This is a genomic window from Bosea sp. OAE506 (assembly GCF_040546595.1).
Lineage (GTDB): Bacteria > Pseudomonadota > Alphaproteobacteria > Rhizobiales > Beijerinckiaceae > Allobosea.
The window spans coordinates 4,204,737-4,218,499 of record NZ_JBEPOB010000001.1; the positions used below are offsets into that span (position 1 = coordinate 4,204,737).

12 protein-coding genes are annotated in these 13,763 nt (G+C 68.0%); 7 read left to right on the top strand and 5 right to left on the bottom strand.

All coding sequences use genetic code 11. The annotated features are described in order from the left end of the window. Positions 1-125: 125 nt before the first annotated feature. Positions 126-1,454 carry an aspartate aminotransferase family protein gene (locus ABIE41_RS20460; RefSeq protein WP_192642077.1) on the bottom strand — a complete coding sequence of 443 codons (1,329 nt, stop codon included), beginning with the start codon at positions 1,452-1,454 and terminating at the stop codon, positions 126-128. Between the two features lie 82 nt (positions 1,455-1,536). Further along, on the bottom strand, positions 1,537-2,565 hold the full coding sequence (locus ABIE41_RS20465; RefSeq protein WP_354192967.1) for a phosphotransferase: 1,029 nt from the start codon (positions 2,563-2,565) through the stop codon (positions 1,537-1,539). A gap of 296 nt (positions 2,566-2,861) precedes the next feature. On the opposite strand from ABIE41_RS20465, the gene ABIE41_RS20470 reads away from it, so the two are divergent. Continuing rightward, entirely contained in the window at positions 2,862-4,208 is a 1,347-nt protein-coding gene (locus ABIE41_RS20470) for an MFS transporter (RefSeq protein ID WP_192642078.1), read from the top strand. 76 nt (positions 4,209-4,284) lie between these two features. Here ABIE41_RS20470 and ABIE41_RS20475 read toward each other — a convergent pair whose 3' ends face one another. After that, positions 4,285-5,505, bottom strand: coding sequence for an ROK family protein (locus ABIE41_RS20475; protein WP_192642079.1), 1,221 nt, complete (start codon positions 5,503-5,505; stop codon positions 4,285-4,287). An 86-nt stretch (positions 5,506-5,591) separates the two neighbouring features. Between ABIE41_RS20475 and ABIE41_RS20480 the strand changes: the two genes are divergently transcribed. From ABIE41_RS20480 to ABIE41_RS20490, 3 genes are read left to right on the top strand one after another with little or no spacing between them, the layout of a single operon-like run. Then, complete coding sequence (locus tag ABIE41_RS20480; protein WP_192642080.1) at positions 5,592-6,335, top strand: glucosamine-6-phosphate deaminase; 744 nt, start codon at positions 5,592-5,594, stop codon at positions 6,333-6,335. Positions 6,336-6,344: 9 nt separating this feature from the next. After that, positions 6,345-7,415, top strand: coding sequence for an N-acetylglucosamine-6-phosphate deacetylase (locus ABIE41_RS20485; RefSeq protein WP_192642081.1), 1,071 nt, complete (start codon positions 6,345-6,347; stop codon positions 7,413-7,415). Continuing rightward, a complete protein-coding gene (locus ABIE41_RS20490) occupies positions 7,412-8,605 on the top strand; it encodes an ABC transporter substrate-binding protein (RefSeq protein ID WP_192642082.1) in 1,194 nt (397 codons plus the stop codon). Before ABIE41_RS20485 ends, ABIE41_RS20490 begins: the two co-directional genes overlap by 4 nt. A gap of 80 nt (positions 8,606-8,685) precedes the next feature. Here ABIE41_RS20490 and uxuA read toward each other — a convergent pair whose 3' ends face one another. Both uxuA and ABIE41_RS20500 read right to left on the bottom strand, forming a co-directional pair. Continuing rightward, the gene (gene uxuA / locus ABIE41_RS20495) at positions 8,686-9,885 is read right to left on the bottom strand and encodes a mannonate dehydratase (RefSeq protein WP_192642083.1); all 1,200 of its coding nucleotides are present in this window, start codon (positions 9,883-9,885) and stop codon (positions 8,686-8,688) included. Between the two features lie 51 nt (positions 9,886-9,936). Beyond that, positions 9,937-10,638 carry a GntR family transcriptional regulator gene (locus ABIE41_RS20500; RefSeq protein ID WP_192642084.1) on the bottom strand — a complete coding sequence of 234 codons (702 nt, stop codon included), beginning with the start codon at positions 10,636-10,638 and terminating at the stop codon, positions 9,937-9,939. 299 nt (positions 10,639-10,937) lie between these two features. Here ABIE41_RS20500 and ABIE41_RS20505 point away from each other — a divergent pair, with 299 nt between their 5' ends. From ABIE41_RS20505 to ABIE41_RS20515, 3 genes are read left to right on the top strand one after another with little or no spacing between them, the layout of a single operon-like run. Then, a complete protein-coding gene (locus ABIE41_RS20505) occupies positions 10,938-12,014 on the top strand; it encodes an ABC transporter ATP-binding protein (protein WP_192642085.1) in 1,077 nt (358 codons plus the stop codon). Continuing rightward, entirely contained in the window at positions 12,011-12,901 is an 891-nt protein-coding gene (locus ABIE41_RS20510; protein ID WP_192642086.1) for an ABC transporter permease, read from the top strand. Before ABIE41_RS20505 ends, ABIE41_RS20510 begins: the two co-directional genes overlap by 4 nt. A 4-nt stretch (positions 12,902-12,905) precedes the next feature. After that, the gene (locus ABIE41_RS20515) at positions 12,906-13,739 is read left to right on the top strand and encodes an ABC transporter permease (protein WP_047582407.1); all 834 of its coding nucleotides are present in this window, start codon (positions 12,906-12,908) and stop codon (positions 13,737-13,739) included. Positions 13,740-13,763 lie beyond the last annotated feature (24 nt).

Genomic DNA, 13,763 nt, shown 5'->3' on the forward strand with positions numbered 1-13,763 from the left:
TCTGGATCTCAAAATGCGGCAGCCCGCGCCTCTGACGCCCTGCCGCCCCGCTCCGTACCGGGTTGCCCGGCTGCCCGCGGGCACCATGCGATCCTCAGACGGTTCGCCCCGTCGTGCAAGCCGCCTCAGGGAGCGGCGGCTGCGAGCGCATCCCCGAGCGCCTGCAGGAAGCGGTCGACATGGCTCGCTTCGCAGACCAGCGGCGGGCGAACCTTCAGCGTATCCTCATTCGCACCGGTCGCGCTGATGAGGACGCCGTCGTCGCGCAGGGCATTGACGATGTTCAGGGCCATGACGCGTCGCTCTGCGGGCGCCATGCCGTCGAGGCCGATATCGATGCCGAAGAAGAGCCCGGCATGGCGCCAGGCCAGCAGACCCGGCCTGCGTCCCGCCAGCTCTACCAGGCCGGCATCGAGGCGCGCCCCCATCGCGAGCGCATTTTGCGGGATCCGATCGCGCTGCAGGACCGTGAGAACGGCATCGGCCGTCGCGATGCCGATGGTGTTGCCTGCGAAGGTGTTGGAGTAGCGGGCCGTCCTGCCGAAGCGATCCATCGGCGCATGCCGGCCGACGACGGCTCCGATCGGGAAGCCGTTGCCCATCGGCTTGCCGAGCGTGGCGAGGTCGGGCGCGATGCCATGGCGCTCGAAGCCCCAGAGATGCGCACCCGTTCGGCCGAAGCCCGGCTGCACCTCGTCGGCGATGAAGAGCCCGCCCGCCTCGCGGACGGAGGCGACCCCGCCGGCGATGAAGCCCGGTGGATCGACCCAGACGCCATCGCTGGAGAAGATGCTGTCGATCAGGAGCGCGGCGACGCCGATCCCGCGCCGGTCGAGATCGGTGATAGCGGCCCGCACCTGCGCCTCGAAGAACTCGGCCGCCTGCGCAGCCGGTACGCCGGCAGGCCCCGGCAGCGACACCAGCCGTACCGATGGGCTGAGCTGTACGGCCGCCCCCAGATTGGGCGAGACCGCTGCGACCGCCGCGCTCGTACCGTGATAGGCATAGGACGAGACGATCACGCCTTCGTTCCCACTGGCCAATTTGGCGATCCTGAGCGCGAGGTCGTTGGATTCGCTGCCCGTGCAGGTGAAGACGACCCGGTCGAGTTCCTGCGGGAAGGTGGCAACCAGCCGTTCCGCATAATCGACGAGCTGCGGCTCGAGATAGCGCGTGTTGGCGCTGATCAGGCCGGCCTGCGCCGCCATGGCCGCGTTCACCTCGGGGTGGCAATGCCCCAGCGAGGGGACATTGTTGTAAAAATCGAGATAGGGGCGGCCGTCGGGGTCGTAGAGCCACATCCCCTCGCCGCGAACGAAATGAACGGGCTTGCGATATTGCAGCCGGTAGGACGCGCCGAGGACCGCATCGCGACGAGCGATCAACTCCGCGTCGCGGGGGTCGATGTCGGCTTCGCCCGGCCTGTAGCGGTTGGGCATGAGATCGACGGACATGGGCTTTAGCCTGTGACTATGGATGAGGGAGCGGGGCGGCGCCCGGCGGTGGAGTGGATGGCGGCTGCGGGATGTCCGGTCCTCATCGGGTCGCTGCCATGACGGCCTCCCGTAACTCGCCCGCGCCAAGTGCGGAGAGGATCGACAGACCCCGTTCGGCGCGACCGACATTCTTGTTGATATAGGCCGCATTCTCCGGAAACAGGTGGGAGCGCCAGTAATTGATCAGGATCAGCGCGCTCTGGCGCGCCTTCATCAGCCCGACCAGCAAGCCGGCTTCGATGCCGGACAGCGGCAGGGCCTCGGCATAGCCGGCAATCAGATGCTCGGCCCCGCCCAAAGGAAGAGACGGATCGCTGACGACATGGCTCGCCGCGATGGCGAGATCCTGGATGCGAGGCCCGTAACAGCCGTCGCCGAAGTCGATGAAGGCGATGCCATCGTCGGTCGCGAGCATGTTGAAGGGGCTGGGGTCGTTGTGAGCGACCTGCCAGGGCACCTCGCCCAGCCGGGGGGCGATGTCTCGCTGGAAATCCGCCATCGCCCGGCGCACCGCCTCGGCGACCGGGCCGGACGGCAGGTGATGCTGCAGCTCCATCAGGCCCGGCCAGCACCGGACATGCCAGAGCACCGGCCGGTGCATCGCCGGAAGTTCGCTCGAGCCCAGAGCGAGATCGAGCTGTCCGAGGGCCCGGCCGGCCTCGCGGAGCAATCCGGGCGTCGCCGGCAAACGGTGCAGGGCCGTGCCGTCCAGGCGGGTCTGGAGATAGCCGCAGACGCCGTCGCGCTCGACCATCGGCTTCCCATCGCGCGTCGGCAGGATACGGGGCGCGACGAAGCCCTCAGCCCCCGCGACGGCGGCAATCGCGGCGGATTGGAAGCGGAAGCTCTCGACCGCCGCCGGCTGCGCCGAGACCTTGAGGATCAACCGCCGATCATCGGGGAGGCGCACCTCGGCGGTGCATTCGACCTCGGAGGACAGGATTTCGATCTGGCCCGACAGACCGTAGTTCCGCGCCAGAAGGTCCTCCATCCAGCCGGCGAGCACGACACCCGGGGGCGCCGCGAGAACGGCGGCGGCCTCGCGCAGATAAACGGCGTCGTCAGCCACGATGCCGGCCGATCTCGCCCCGTCCCCGGCCGCGACGATGCGCCCGCTCGCGTCCTGTGGGAGATCAGCATCGCTCTCGAGACTCAACCGGGTTCTCCGCGCCTTGCAACGATCAGCCATAGGGCAACCCGGACTCGTCTTGGCCGTCCCGATCACGTCCTGTAACGGGAAGATTAGGCCCGCGGCGCTGCGCAAGATGCTTCAAGTCGCCGATCGCGAGCACAAGATGTCGCGTTTCCGACCGCCTTCGGCAGATGATTGGGCCGATCGCCAAGTTCCTCCAAAAGGATCCGCCCATGCTCGCCGTCCTCGCCAACCGCACCTATGGCCGGCTCTTCCTCGCGCAGATCATCGCGCTGCTTGGTACCGGCCTGCTGACGGTCGCGCTGGGGCTGCTCGCGTTCGCCCTTGCGGGCGAAAAGGCTGGCACGGTTCTCGGCACGGCGCTGGCGATCAAGATGGTCGCTTACGTCACAATTGCGCCGGTTGTCGGGGCGTTCGCCGCTCAGCTTCCGCGCAAGGCATTCCTCATCGCGATGGATCTGGTCCGGGCCGCAATCGCGCTGCTTTTGCCCTTCGTCAGCGAGGTCTGGCAGATTTACGTCCTGATCTTCCTGCTGCAGTCCGCCTCGGCCGCCTTCACCCCGACCTTCCAGGCGACGATCCCCGACGTGCTGCCCAACGAGGCGGACTATACCAGGGCCCTCTCGCTCTCGCGGCTGGCCTATGATCTGGAGAGCCTGATCAGCCCGATGCTGGCCGCCGCACTGCTGACGCTGATCAGCTATCACTGGCTGTTCTCCGGCACGGTCGCAGGCTTCCTCGTCTCCGCCGCTCTCGTGCTCTCGGTGACGCTTCCGGTCTCGCCGGCCATCGCGCGGACGGGCGGAATCTATGATCGGACCACGCGGGGGATGCGGATCTACCTGGCGACGCCGCGGCTGCGCGGCCTGCTCGCGCTCAACATGGCGGCGGCAGCCGGCGGCGCGATGGTGATCGTCAATACGGTCGTCTTCGTGAAAGGCCGGCTGGGACTCGGCGACGGCGAGGTCGCGCTTGCACTGGGCTGCTTCGGTGGCGGCTCGATGATCGCCGCGCTCGCCTTGCCACGGCTGCTAGAGCGGCTGCCCGACCGACGTGTCATGTTCGCGGCCGCGATCGGTCTCGGTTGCGTTCTCGCGGTCGCGGCGGCCCTCCTGTCCGGGAGCGCGGGAAGCCCGGGCTCGACCTTGTGGCCGGGTCTGCTGGCGACCTGGCTGCTGCTCGGCCTGGGCTATTCCGCCGTGCAGACGCCATCGGGGCGGCTGCTGCGTCGCTCGGTCCATGCGGAGGATCGACCGGCCGTCTTCGCCGCGCAGTTTGCGCTGTCGCATGCCTGCTGGCTGCTGACCTATCCGCTGGCCGGTTGGCTCGGGGCCACCATGCCGGTCGCTCTGGCCTTCAGCATGTTCGCCCTCCTGACCTTCGCCGCCATCATGGCCGCGGCGCAGGCTTGGCCGTCGGAAGAGGCCGGCGACCTCGTCCACCGCCATGACGATCTGCCGGCCGATCACCCGCATCTCGCCGGTGCGGCGCAAAACGTTCATGCCCATGCCTTCGTGATCGACGATCTCCATCGACATTGGCCCGCGCGCGCTGGTTGAAGAGGCCTTTTGGCGGGGATAGGGCCCTGGCAGGACGTGTGCCCGGCGTTCGTGGAGAACCGGACGCCCGCCCCTGTCAGCCCGTCTGTGCGGTGTCCGACAAGGTCGCGCGGATGCTGCGATCGAGGAGGCCCGCGGCGGCGCCTTCGATCTCCATGGCGGCGCTGGCACGCACGACGGAGAGCGCCGGCATGGCGAAGCCCGCCATTGCCCCTTCCTGACGAAAAAGCGTGTCGAGCCGGGCGAAGAGCGCCGCATTGGCGACGAGCGGCCCGCTGACGAGAATGCGGCGGGGAAAGAGCAGCCGGCAGGCATTGGCGAGGGCTCTCGCCAGGATGACCGCTGCGGCCTCGATGTCGGGAACGGAGAGCAGGTCGCAGTCGGCCAGCGCGTCGGCAAGCCCCTCCTCATCCTCCCCGAGCTGCGGCCAGAGCTGCCGCAGGACCGGCAGCAACGCCCAGAGCGCGGCACCCGTCTCGAGACAGGCGGTGTTGCCGCAGCCGCAGCGACGGCCTTCGAGCACGGAAAATCGCCAGTGGCCAATCTCGCCGAAGGGGCCGCCCGCGGGTGAGAGCGGCTCGCCATCGACGGCATGGGCCAGGCCGATGCCCCAGCCCCAATGCAGCAGGAGTGTGCCGCTGGCGAAACGGTCCGGCTCGCGGGCCACGCGGGCGCGCAGCTCGGCGTCGAGATTTCGGCCGATGCGGACGGGCGCGGCCGCGGGGCCGAGCAGAGCCTCGACATCAAGCTCGCGCATCGCGGGCCAGCGCGAGGCCATCAGCCAGCGGCTCTGGCGCAGGTCGATCAGTCCGGAGAGCGAGACGGCCGTGCCCGCATGGACCATGCCGTGCGGCATCGCGCCCCGCAGCGTCGCGGCGAGTTCGCGCATGGCCTCTCCCATCGCCGCATTGTCAGCGTCGCGCGGCACCGGGCGGGTCGTGCGGAGGATGACATCGCCCTTGAGGTCGATCAGCGCTCCCGCCAGCGACTGGCTGATGATGTGGATGACCGAGCAGCCGATGGCGCGGGGATTGGCGATCAGCACGCCGGCAGGGCGCCCCCTGCCCCGTCCGCCGCCGGCCGTTTCCGCCAGCAGCCGGCAGGCCAGGAGTTCACCGACCGCGCGCGAGACGGTCGAGGACCGCAGGCCCGACAGGCGGCCGATCTCGGGGCGCGACTGGGCCCTGCCCTCTGCGACGATCCGGTAGACCAGGGCGCGGTCGCGCTCCTGTGCAGAGGTGGCCGCCGCGTCCGCCGACGGCTCGGCGCCTGAATATTTTAAAACGCGCTTGTTCAAAATACGAATTGCCTTTTCGACAGGCTTTTCTAGACTGAAAGCAGTCGTTTTCAAACATTTTATCGAGTAAGCGGTTCAAAATTACCATGATCGATGTGCGGATCGTCCCGGACAAGCAGATTCTCGGCGTGCAGGCTGCGGCCTGCGGCGCGGCGGCCATCCGCGAGGCTTTGTCCCGCTACGGAGAGGCGACGATCGTCGTCGCCACCGGCGCCAGCCAGTTCGAGATGCTGCAGGCGCTCGTCGCGGCCGACGACATCGACTGGTCGAAGGTCACGGCGTTCCATCTCGACGAGTATGTCGGCCTCGGCACGGACCATCCGGCGAGCTTCCGGCGCTATCTGGAGGAACGTTTCGTCGGCCCGCTCGGCGGCAAGGTCCGCTTCATGCCGGTCGACGGGTTGGCCGAGCCCGCCGCCGAGGCGAAGCGCCTGAACGGGCTGATCGGCGGGCGCAGGATCGATGTCTGCTTCGCCGGCATCGGCGAGAACTGCCATCTCGCCTTCAACGACCCTCCGGCCGATTTCGAGACCGACGATCCCTACATCATCGTGACGCTCGACGAGGCGTGCCGCCGCCAGCAGTTCGGCGAGGGCTGGTTCCCGAGCCTCGAGGCGGTGCCGCAGCGGGCGATCTCGATGAGCGTCCGCCAGATCCTGAAGAGCGCGCTGATCGTGCTGTCCGTCTCCGACACCCGCAAGGCGCAGGCGACGCGCGACGCGCTGGAGGGCGAGGTGACGCCGCTGCATCCGGCCTCCATTCTGCAACGCCATGAGCGGACGGTCGCCTTCGTCGATCCAGCGGCGGCCTCGCTGCTGAGCCGGAGCTGACCGCGGGCCATGGTGGTTTCGGCCGGTCTCGTCGATCTCCAGGTCAACGGCTTCGCCGGCATCGACTTCAACACGGAGACGATCACGGCCGACGCGCTCGACCAGGCGCTGGAGGCGATGCTGGCGACCGGCGTCACGACCTGCCTGCCGACGCTGATCACGGCCTATCCCGACGAACTCGAGGCCCGGTTCCGCGCGCTGGATGCCGCCGTCTCGGCCAGCCGGCTCGGACCGGCGATGTGCCCCGGCTACCATCTCGAAGGCCCGTTCCTGAACTCGGGGGCGGGCTATGCCGGCTGCCACCCGCCGGGAGCGATGACGGCCGCCGACCCCGCGCTGGTTGCAAGGCTGCAGAGCCTGGTCGCCCGTCCGATCCTGATGGTGACGCTCGCGCCGGAACTGCCCGGCGCGCTCGATCTCATCCGCACGCTGTCGCGCGGCAGAACGGTGGTCGCTCTCGGGCATACCGCTGCCGATTTCAGCCAGATCGCGGCGGCCGCCGAGGCGGGCGCGACGCTTTCGACGCATCTCGGCAACGGCATGCCGCAGAGCGCCCACAAGCTGGAGAATCCGATCTTCGCCCAACTCGCCGAGGACCGGCTGCAGGCCTCCTTCATCGCCGACGGCATCCATCTCCATCCCGCCGCCCTGAAGGTGCTGCTGCGCGCCAAAGGGCTCGACCGCGCCATGCTGGTCACGGATGCCGTGGCCGGGGCCGCGGCGAAGCCAGGTCCCTATCGTTTTGCGGGCATGGACATCCTGCGCACGCCGGAGGGGGCGATCCGCCTGCCCAGCGGCTCGCTCGCCGGCTCCGCCTTGTGTCTCGATCAGGCCGTGCGCAACATCGTGCGCTGGGGCATCGCGACGCCCCAGCAGGCGCTGGCGATGGCCTCGGACCATCCGCTCGCGCTGCTCGCTCCGGCCTTGGCTGCGCATGGCCTGCCGATGCCCTACGGCGAGGTGAGCTGGCGCGAGGATCTGACGGTCGAAAGCCTACGGCTCGGGCCCATCGAGCGCCGCTACGGCCCTCGGCACGCGACGTTCTCAACCACTGAAACAACAAGGGGAGACCAAGCATGACAGCCGATTTCAAGGGACTCGACCGACGCGCCGTGCTCGGCGGCCTGGGCACGCTCGCCGCGACCGGCCCGGCCGCCTTCGCCGCCTCGCCACCGCTGCCGGCCGCGCCGGTCGCAATCAGCATCATCGATGTCGGCGGTGCGCTGGCGCTGATGCAGAAGGCCTTCGAGGACTACCGCGCCGCCAATCCCAAGCTGGTCTCCCGCATCGCCTTCGTGAAGGCGCCGGCACCGGAGCTCGCCAGCAAGATCAAGGCGCAGCAGGAGGCGGGTCGGGCCGATCTCGACCTCGTCCTGACCGGCAGCGACGGGCTGGCGGCGGGCCTCGACCAGAAGCTCTGGCTCAAGATCCTGCCCGACTTCGCCGACAAGTTCCCCAACATCGAGGCGAATTACGAGCCGGCCGCGCTGAACCTTCACAAGGTCCAGGGCGACGGCTTCGGCGTCGTGGTGAACTACTACCCTTCAGGGCCGCTGCTCGAATACATGCCCGACCGGGTCAAGACGCCGCCGACCACAGCCGAGGAGCTGCTCGCCTGGGCCAAAGCCAATCCGAACCGCTTCATGTATGCGCGCCCGACCAATTCCGGGCCCGGCCGAACCTTCATGATGGGCCTGCCCTATATCCTCGGCGACAAGGACCCGCAGGACCCGGTCAATGGCTGGGACAAGACCTGGGCCTATCTCCAGGAACTCGGGCAGTACATCGAGTACTACCCGGCCGGCACGGGCGCGACGATGAAGGAGTTCGGCGACGGCTCGCGCGACATCATCATCTCGACCACCGGCTGGGACATCAATCCGCGCGCGCTCGGCATCGTGCCGAAGGAAGCCAAGATCCAGACGCTGAAGGGCTTCCACTGGGTCTCGGACGCCTTCTTCATGTGCGTGCCCAAGGGCGTGCCGAACGACCGTCTGGCGGTCGTGCTCGACATGATGGCGCATGTGCTGACGCCGAAGATGCAGGCCTATGCCTATGACGAGGGCTATCTCTATCCCGGCCCGGCGGTGAAGAACGTGCCGCTGTCGCTGGCGCCGGAGAGCAGCCAGAAGGTCATCGCCGAGTTCGGCCGGCCCGAATATGCCGACCTGATCGCCAAGAACCCGATCGAACTGCCGCTGAAGCCCGACAAGATGGTCGTCGCCTTCCGCAAATGGGACGAGCTGGTCGGCTCCAAGCGCGCCCGCTGACCTCCCGCGACCCAAATGCGAAAGCCCCGCAGTCTCTGGCTGCGGGGCTCTTTTTCAGGTGCGATCGACGGCGCCGCGGCTCAGGCGAGCGGCCAGCCCTTGGCGGAGGAAACCGCCCGCATCACGCCGCGCAATTCGGCCAGGCCCTTGAGGCGGCCGATGATCGGATAACCGGGATGGGTCGGCTTGCCGATGTCGTCGAGCAGCTCGTGACCATGGTCGGGACGCATCGGAATGCGCCAGTCGGCGAGGCCCGCCAAGCGCCGGCGCTCCTGCTCCTCGAGCAGCACGCTGACCAGCGCCACCATGTCGGTGTCGCCGTCGAGATGGTCCGCCTCCATGAAGGAGCCGTCGGCATCCTTGGCGACGTTGCGCAGATGCGCGAAGTGGATGCGCTCGGCGAAGCGGCGGGCGATCCCCGGCACGTCGTTGGTCGGCCCCGCACCGAGCGAGCCCGAGCAGAGCGTCAGGCCGTTCGCCCGGCTGTCGACCGAACCGAGGATGAAGGCGATGTCGGCTTCGTTGGAGACGATGCGCGGCAGGCCCATCAGCGGACGCGGCGGATCATCGGGGTGGATCGCAAAACGCATCCCGAGCTCGTCGGCCAGCGGGATGATCTCGCGCAGGAAGCGGGCGAGGTTCTCGCGCAGGATCGCCGGCGTCACGCCGCGATAGCGGTCCAGCATCTTGCGCAGGCCGGGAATGTCGTAGCGGTCATAGGCGCCGGGAAGGCCGGCCATGATGTTGGCCAGCAGCTTCTCCTTGTCGGCCTCGGAGGCGCGCTGCGCCCAGGCCTTGGCGGCTGCGAGCGTCGCCTCGGAGAACTCGGCCTCGGCGCCCGGACGCTCCAGCATGTAGCAGTCGAAGGCCGCGAATTCGACGATGCCGAAGCGCAGCGCACGGCCGCCACCGGGCGTCGGCCAGGCGAGTTCGGTGCGGGTCCAGTCCAGCACCGGCATGAAATTGTAGCAGATCGTCTTGATGCCGCAGGCGGCGAGGTTGCGCATCGAAGCGCGGTAATTGTCGAACAGGGCGGTCTGGTCACCCTCGTTCAGCTTGATCCGCTCATGGATCGGCAGGCTCTCGACGACGCTCCAGCGCAGGCCGAGCGAGGCGTCCTCCGCGATCAGCGCCTTGCGCTCCTCGATCGCCTCGACGCTCCAGACCTCGCCATAGGGGATGTCGTGGAGGGAGGTGACGATGCCACGCGCGCCCGTCTGCCGGATCTGCGGCAGGCGAACGGCGTCCCTGGGTCCGAACCAGCGCCAGGTTTCTTCCATATCGGGGTGTCCTTCGTCAGCAATGATCGTCTTGAGGGTGAGCGGCGCCTGTCAGGGACCGGGCGGCTTCGCGCCGAGGCGGCTCTTGTCGAACGCGTCGAGATGAGCCTGGGCGATGGTTTCGATGGCGTCGAAGACGGTGCGCAGATGGGCGCGCATCGCGGCCTCGGCCCCGGCTGCGTCGCCGGCGCCGACACGCGCCGCGATCTCGCGATGCTGGCTGAGGATCATGTCCGACCAGGTCGGCGTTTCCAGCGACAGGCAGCGCACGCGGTCGAGCTGTGCCTTGACGGTCTCGATCATGCTCCAGACGGATGGGTGGCGGGCCAGCCGCGAGAGCTCGGCATGGAACGCCTCGTCGAGCCGGAAGAAGCTCACCCGGTCTCCCGCCTGCATCGCTTCGGCCTGCTGGGCCACCAGCGCGTCGAGGCGGGCCCGGCCCTCCTCGTCCAGCCGCTCGGCGGCGAGCGCGACAGTGCGGCATTCCAGCGTCTCGCGCACGAACTGGCTGTCATAGACCGCCGCGAGGTCGATCGGCGCGACGAAGGTGCCGACCTGCGGCACGACGACCAAGAAGCCTTCCTCGACCAGCCGCTTGAAGGCTTCGCGCACGGGCGTGCGGCTGACGCCGAAGCGCAGAGCCATGCGCGCCTCCGACATCGCCGCACCCGGCAGCAGTGCTGCGCCGAGAATATCGGCCCTCAGAGACCGGTGGATCTGGTCGGTGCCGTGGCGGACCGCTGAGATGGTCATTGCAATCTCGTTGATTAGTATACTAGCATACCAACGCTGCGAACGGAGCGTCAACCGTCCCTGGATGGGAGGACGCCGCGGACAGGCCGGGAGATCCGGCCCGCCCGCAGGATGCCGGGCAGCCTGATGATCGGGAGGACAGGACGTGCTTTCAGCCTTCAGGGCCCTGTGGATCGACATGGGTGCGGCATGCCCGCAGACATGCCGACGCGCCGCCTGACAGCCGTGATGCCCTCGCCTCCCGCTCCCCGATTCTTGTCCGCAGGCGCTGCTCGCCTGCCCGCAACCGCGTGGCTTCCATGACGATACATGCCGCCAATTTCCGCGAGCTGAAGCTCGATCGCCTCAGCCGCGATTTCGGAACACACAACGCCCTCAAGGACGTCTCGCTGACGATCCGCAAGGGCGAGTTCATCGCTCTGCTCGGCCCCTCGGGCTGCGGCAAGTCGACGACGCTGAACCTGATCGCGGGCCTCCTGCCGGCGACCGGCGGCGGCATCTGGCTCGACGAGAAGCGCATCGATCCGCTGCGGCCCGAAGAGCGCGGTTTCGGCATGGTGTTCCAGAACTACGCGCTGTTCCCGCACATGAACGTCCGCCGCAACATCGGCTTCGGCCTGAAGATGCGCGGGCTGCCCAAGGCCGAGATCGACAAGCGCGTCGAGGAGGCGGTGGCGCTTGTGCGGCTGCAGAGCCAGGTCGACAAGCTGCCTGGCCAGCTTTCGGGCGGCCAGCAGCAGCGCGTCGCGATCGCGCGGGCCATCGTGGTCGAGCCGCCGCTGGTGCTGATGGACGAGCCGCTCTCGAACCTCGACGCCAAGCTGCGGCTGGAGATGCGCGCCGAAATCCGCCGCATCCACAATGCGCTCGGCGCCACCACGATCTACGTCACCCATGACCAGGAAGAGGCGCTGTCTCTAGCCGACCGCATCGTCGTGCTGCGCGACGGGCAGATGCGGCAGGTCGGCACGCCCGAAGAGCTCTTCTCGCAGCCCGACCATCTCGACGTCGCCGAGTTCATGGGCTTCCGCAATGTCGTGAAGGGCCAGGTGAAGGCCCTGGAAAGCGGCACGGCGGCTGTCGCCGTCGGCGGTGCCACCATCAAGGGCCGCAGCCGCGGTGCGGTTGCGGCCGGCCAGGCCGGCCATGTCGCGATCCGGCCGGAGGATCTGCATCCGGTTGCAGCCGGCGAGAAGGGGCTTCAGGCGACGATCATCTCCACCGAGTTCCGGGGCCGCGAATTCGTCGGCTTCGGGCGGATGGAGGACGGCACGGATCTATCGTTCCTCGCCCATGACAAGCTTGAGCCGGGAGCGACGGTGACGCTCGGCGCGGCGCCCGACCGGGTGCTGGTGTTCGGCGGAGGCGCGGCATGAGCGCGGCCCTCGACGACATCCCGCTGAAGCAGCGGCTGGCGGCCCGCGGGGTCGACGGCCTGACCCTGCTCGTCGTTCCGGCGGTCATTTTCCTGCTGCTGCTCTTCATCTACCCCTTCCTGTACGGGCTGGTGCTGTCGTTCAATCCCAAGCACGGCGGCGCCTTTGCCAATTACAGCCGCTTCTTCTCGGATTCCTTCCTTTACGGGACGATCGCGACGACCCTCTGGCTCGCTTTGCCGGTAACGCTGCTGACGCTGGTCTTCGCCGTGCCGATCGCCTTCCGCGTCCGGCTGCTGCAACGCCAGCGGCTGCTGACGACGCTGCTGGTGATTCCTATCACGCTTGGCACCGTTCTGGTGGCACAGGGGCTGCTGGCCTATCTCGGTCCGCAGGGCTGGTTCAACCGCAGCCTGATGTGGATCGGCCTGATTTCGACGCCGATCAAGCTCCTGCACAACTACTGGGGCGTGATGCTGTCGCTGGTGATCACGGGCTTCCCCTTCACCTTCCTTTTGACGCTGTCCTACCTCTCGGGCATCGATCCCGCGCTGGAGAAGGCCGCCGCGACGCTGGGCGCCGGCCCCTGGGAGCGTTTCAAGCACATCCTCTTCCCGCTGCTGCTGCCGGGTCTGGCGATCACCTTTTGCCTGAGCTTCGTGCAGGCCTTCTCGGTGTTCCCCTCCGCGGTGCTGCTGGGGGCGCCCGCGGGGCCAACGCGGGTGATCTCCATCGCGGCCTATCAGGCGGCGTTCGAGGAATACGACTACTCGCTGGCCTCCGCGATCGCGATGATCATGGGAATGGTGCAGCTGTCGATCGTGGTGCTGGTGTTGAGCCTGCGCGGCCTGCTCTATCGCGGGCCGGCCGGCGGCGGGAAGGGTTGAGTCGATGGTCGCCGATACCCGTCTCTCGACGAAGATCTGGGCCGCCGCCAACTGGGCGCTGATCGGGTTCTTCCTGCTCAACCTGCTGGCGATGATCGCGACCGTGATCACCAGCTCCTTCGCCACGCGCTGGCTCGGGACCTGGTTTCCGGCCGGCTGGACGACGCGCTGGTACTATTCCGCATGGTCGGAGTTCCAGCTCTCCGACGTACTGACCGTCACCTTCCAGATCGTCTTCCTGGTGGTGCTTTTGTCAGGGCTGATCGGTGTGCCGGCTGCCTATGCGCTGGCGCGGCGCGACTTCCCCGGCAAGAAGATCGTGATGCTGCTGTTCCTGCTGCCGCTGCTGGTGCCGCCGATCACCTACGGCATTCCGCTGGCGACGGTGCTCTACAAGCTCGGGCTCGCGGGCCAGATGTCAGGCGTCGTCCTCGCGAACCTCGTGCCGACTGTCCCCTTCGTCATCCTGGTGATGATCCCCTTCATCGAGCAGATCGACACCAAGATCGAGGCAGCGGCGCGTGTGTTCGGCGCCAACACCTTCAAGCTCTTTATCCATGTGCTGCTGCCGCTGCTCATGCCCGGCATTCTGGCAGCGCTGCTGCTGGTGCTCGTGCGCACCATCGCGATGTTCGAGCTGACCTTCCTGACCGCCGGCCCGACGAGCCAGACGCTGGTGGTGGCGCTCTACTACGCCGTCTTCGCGGCGGGTGTGCGGGCGGTGCAGTCCATCGACGCGATGGCGGTGATCTACATGGTCACCACGCTGGTCTGGCTGGTGATCGCGCTGCGCTTCGTCAACCCGACGCAGATCGTCGGAGGTGGCGGACGGCGCTGAGACGACCGGCGGCGGGCCACGGCC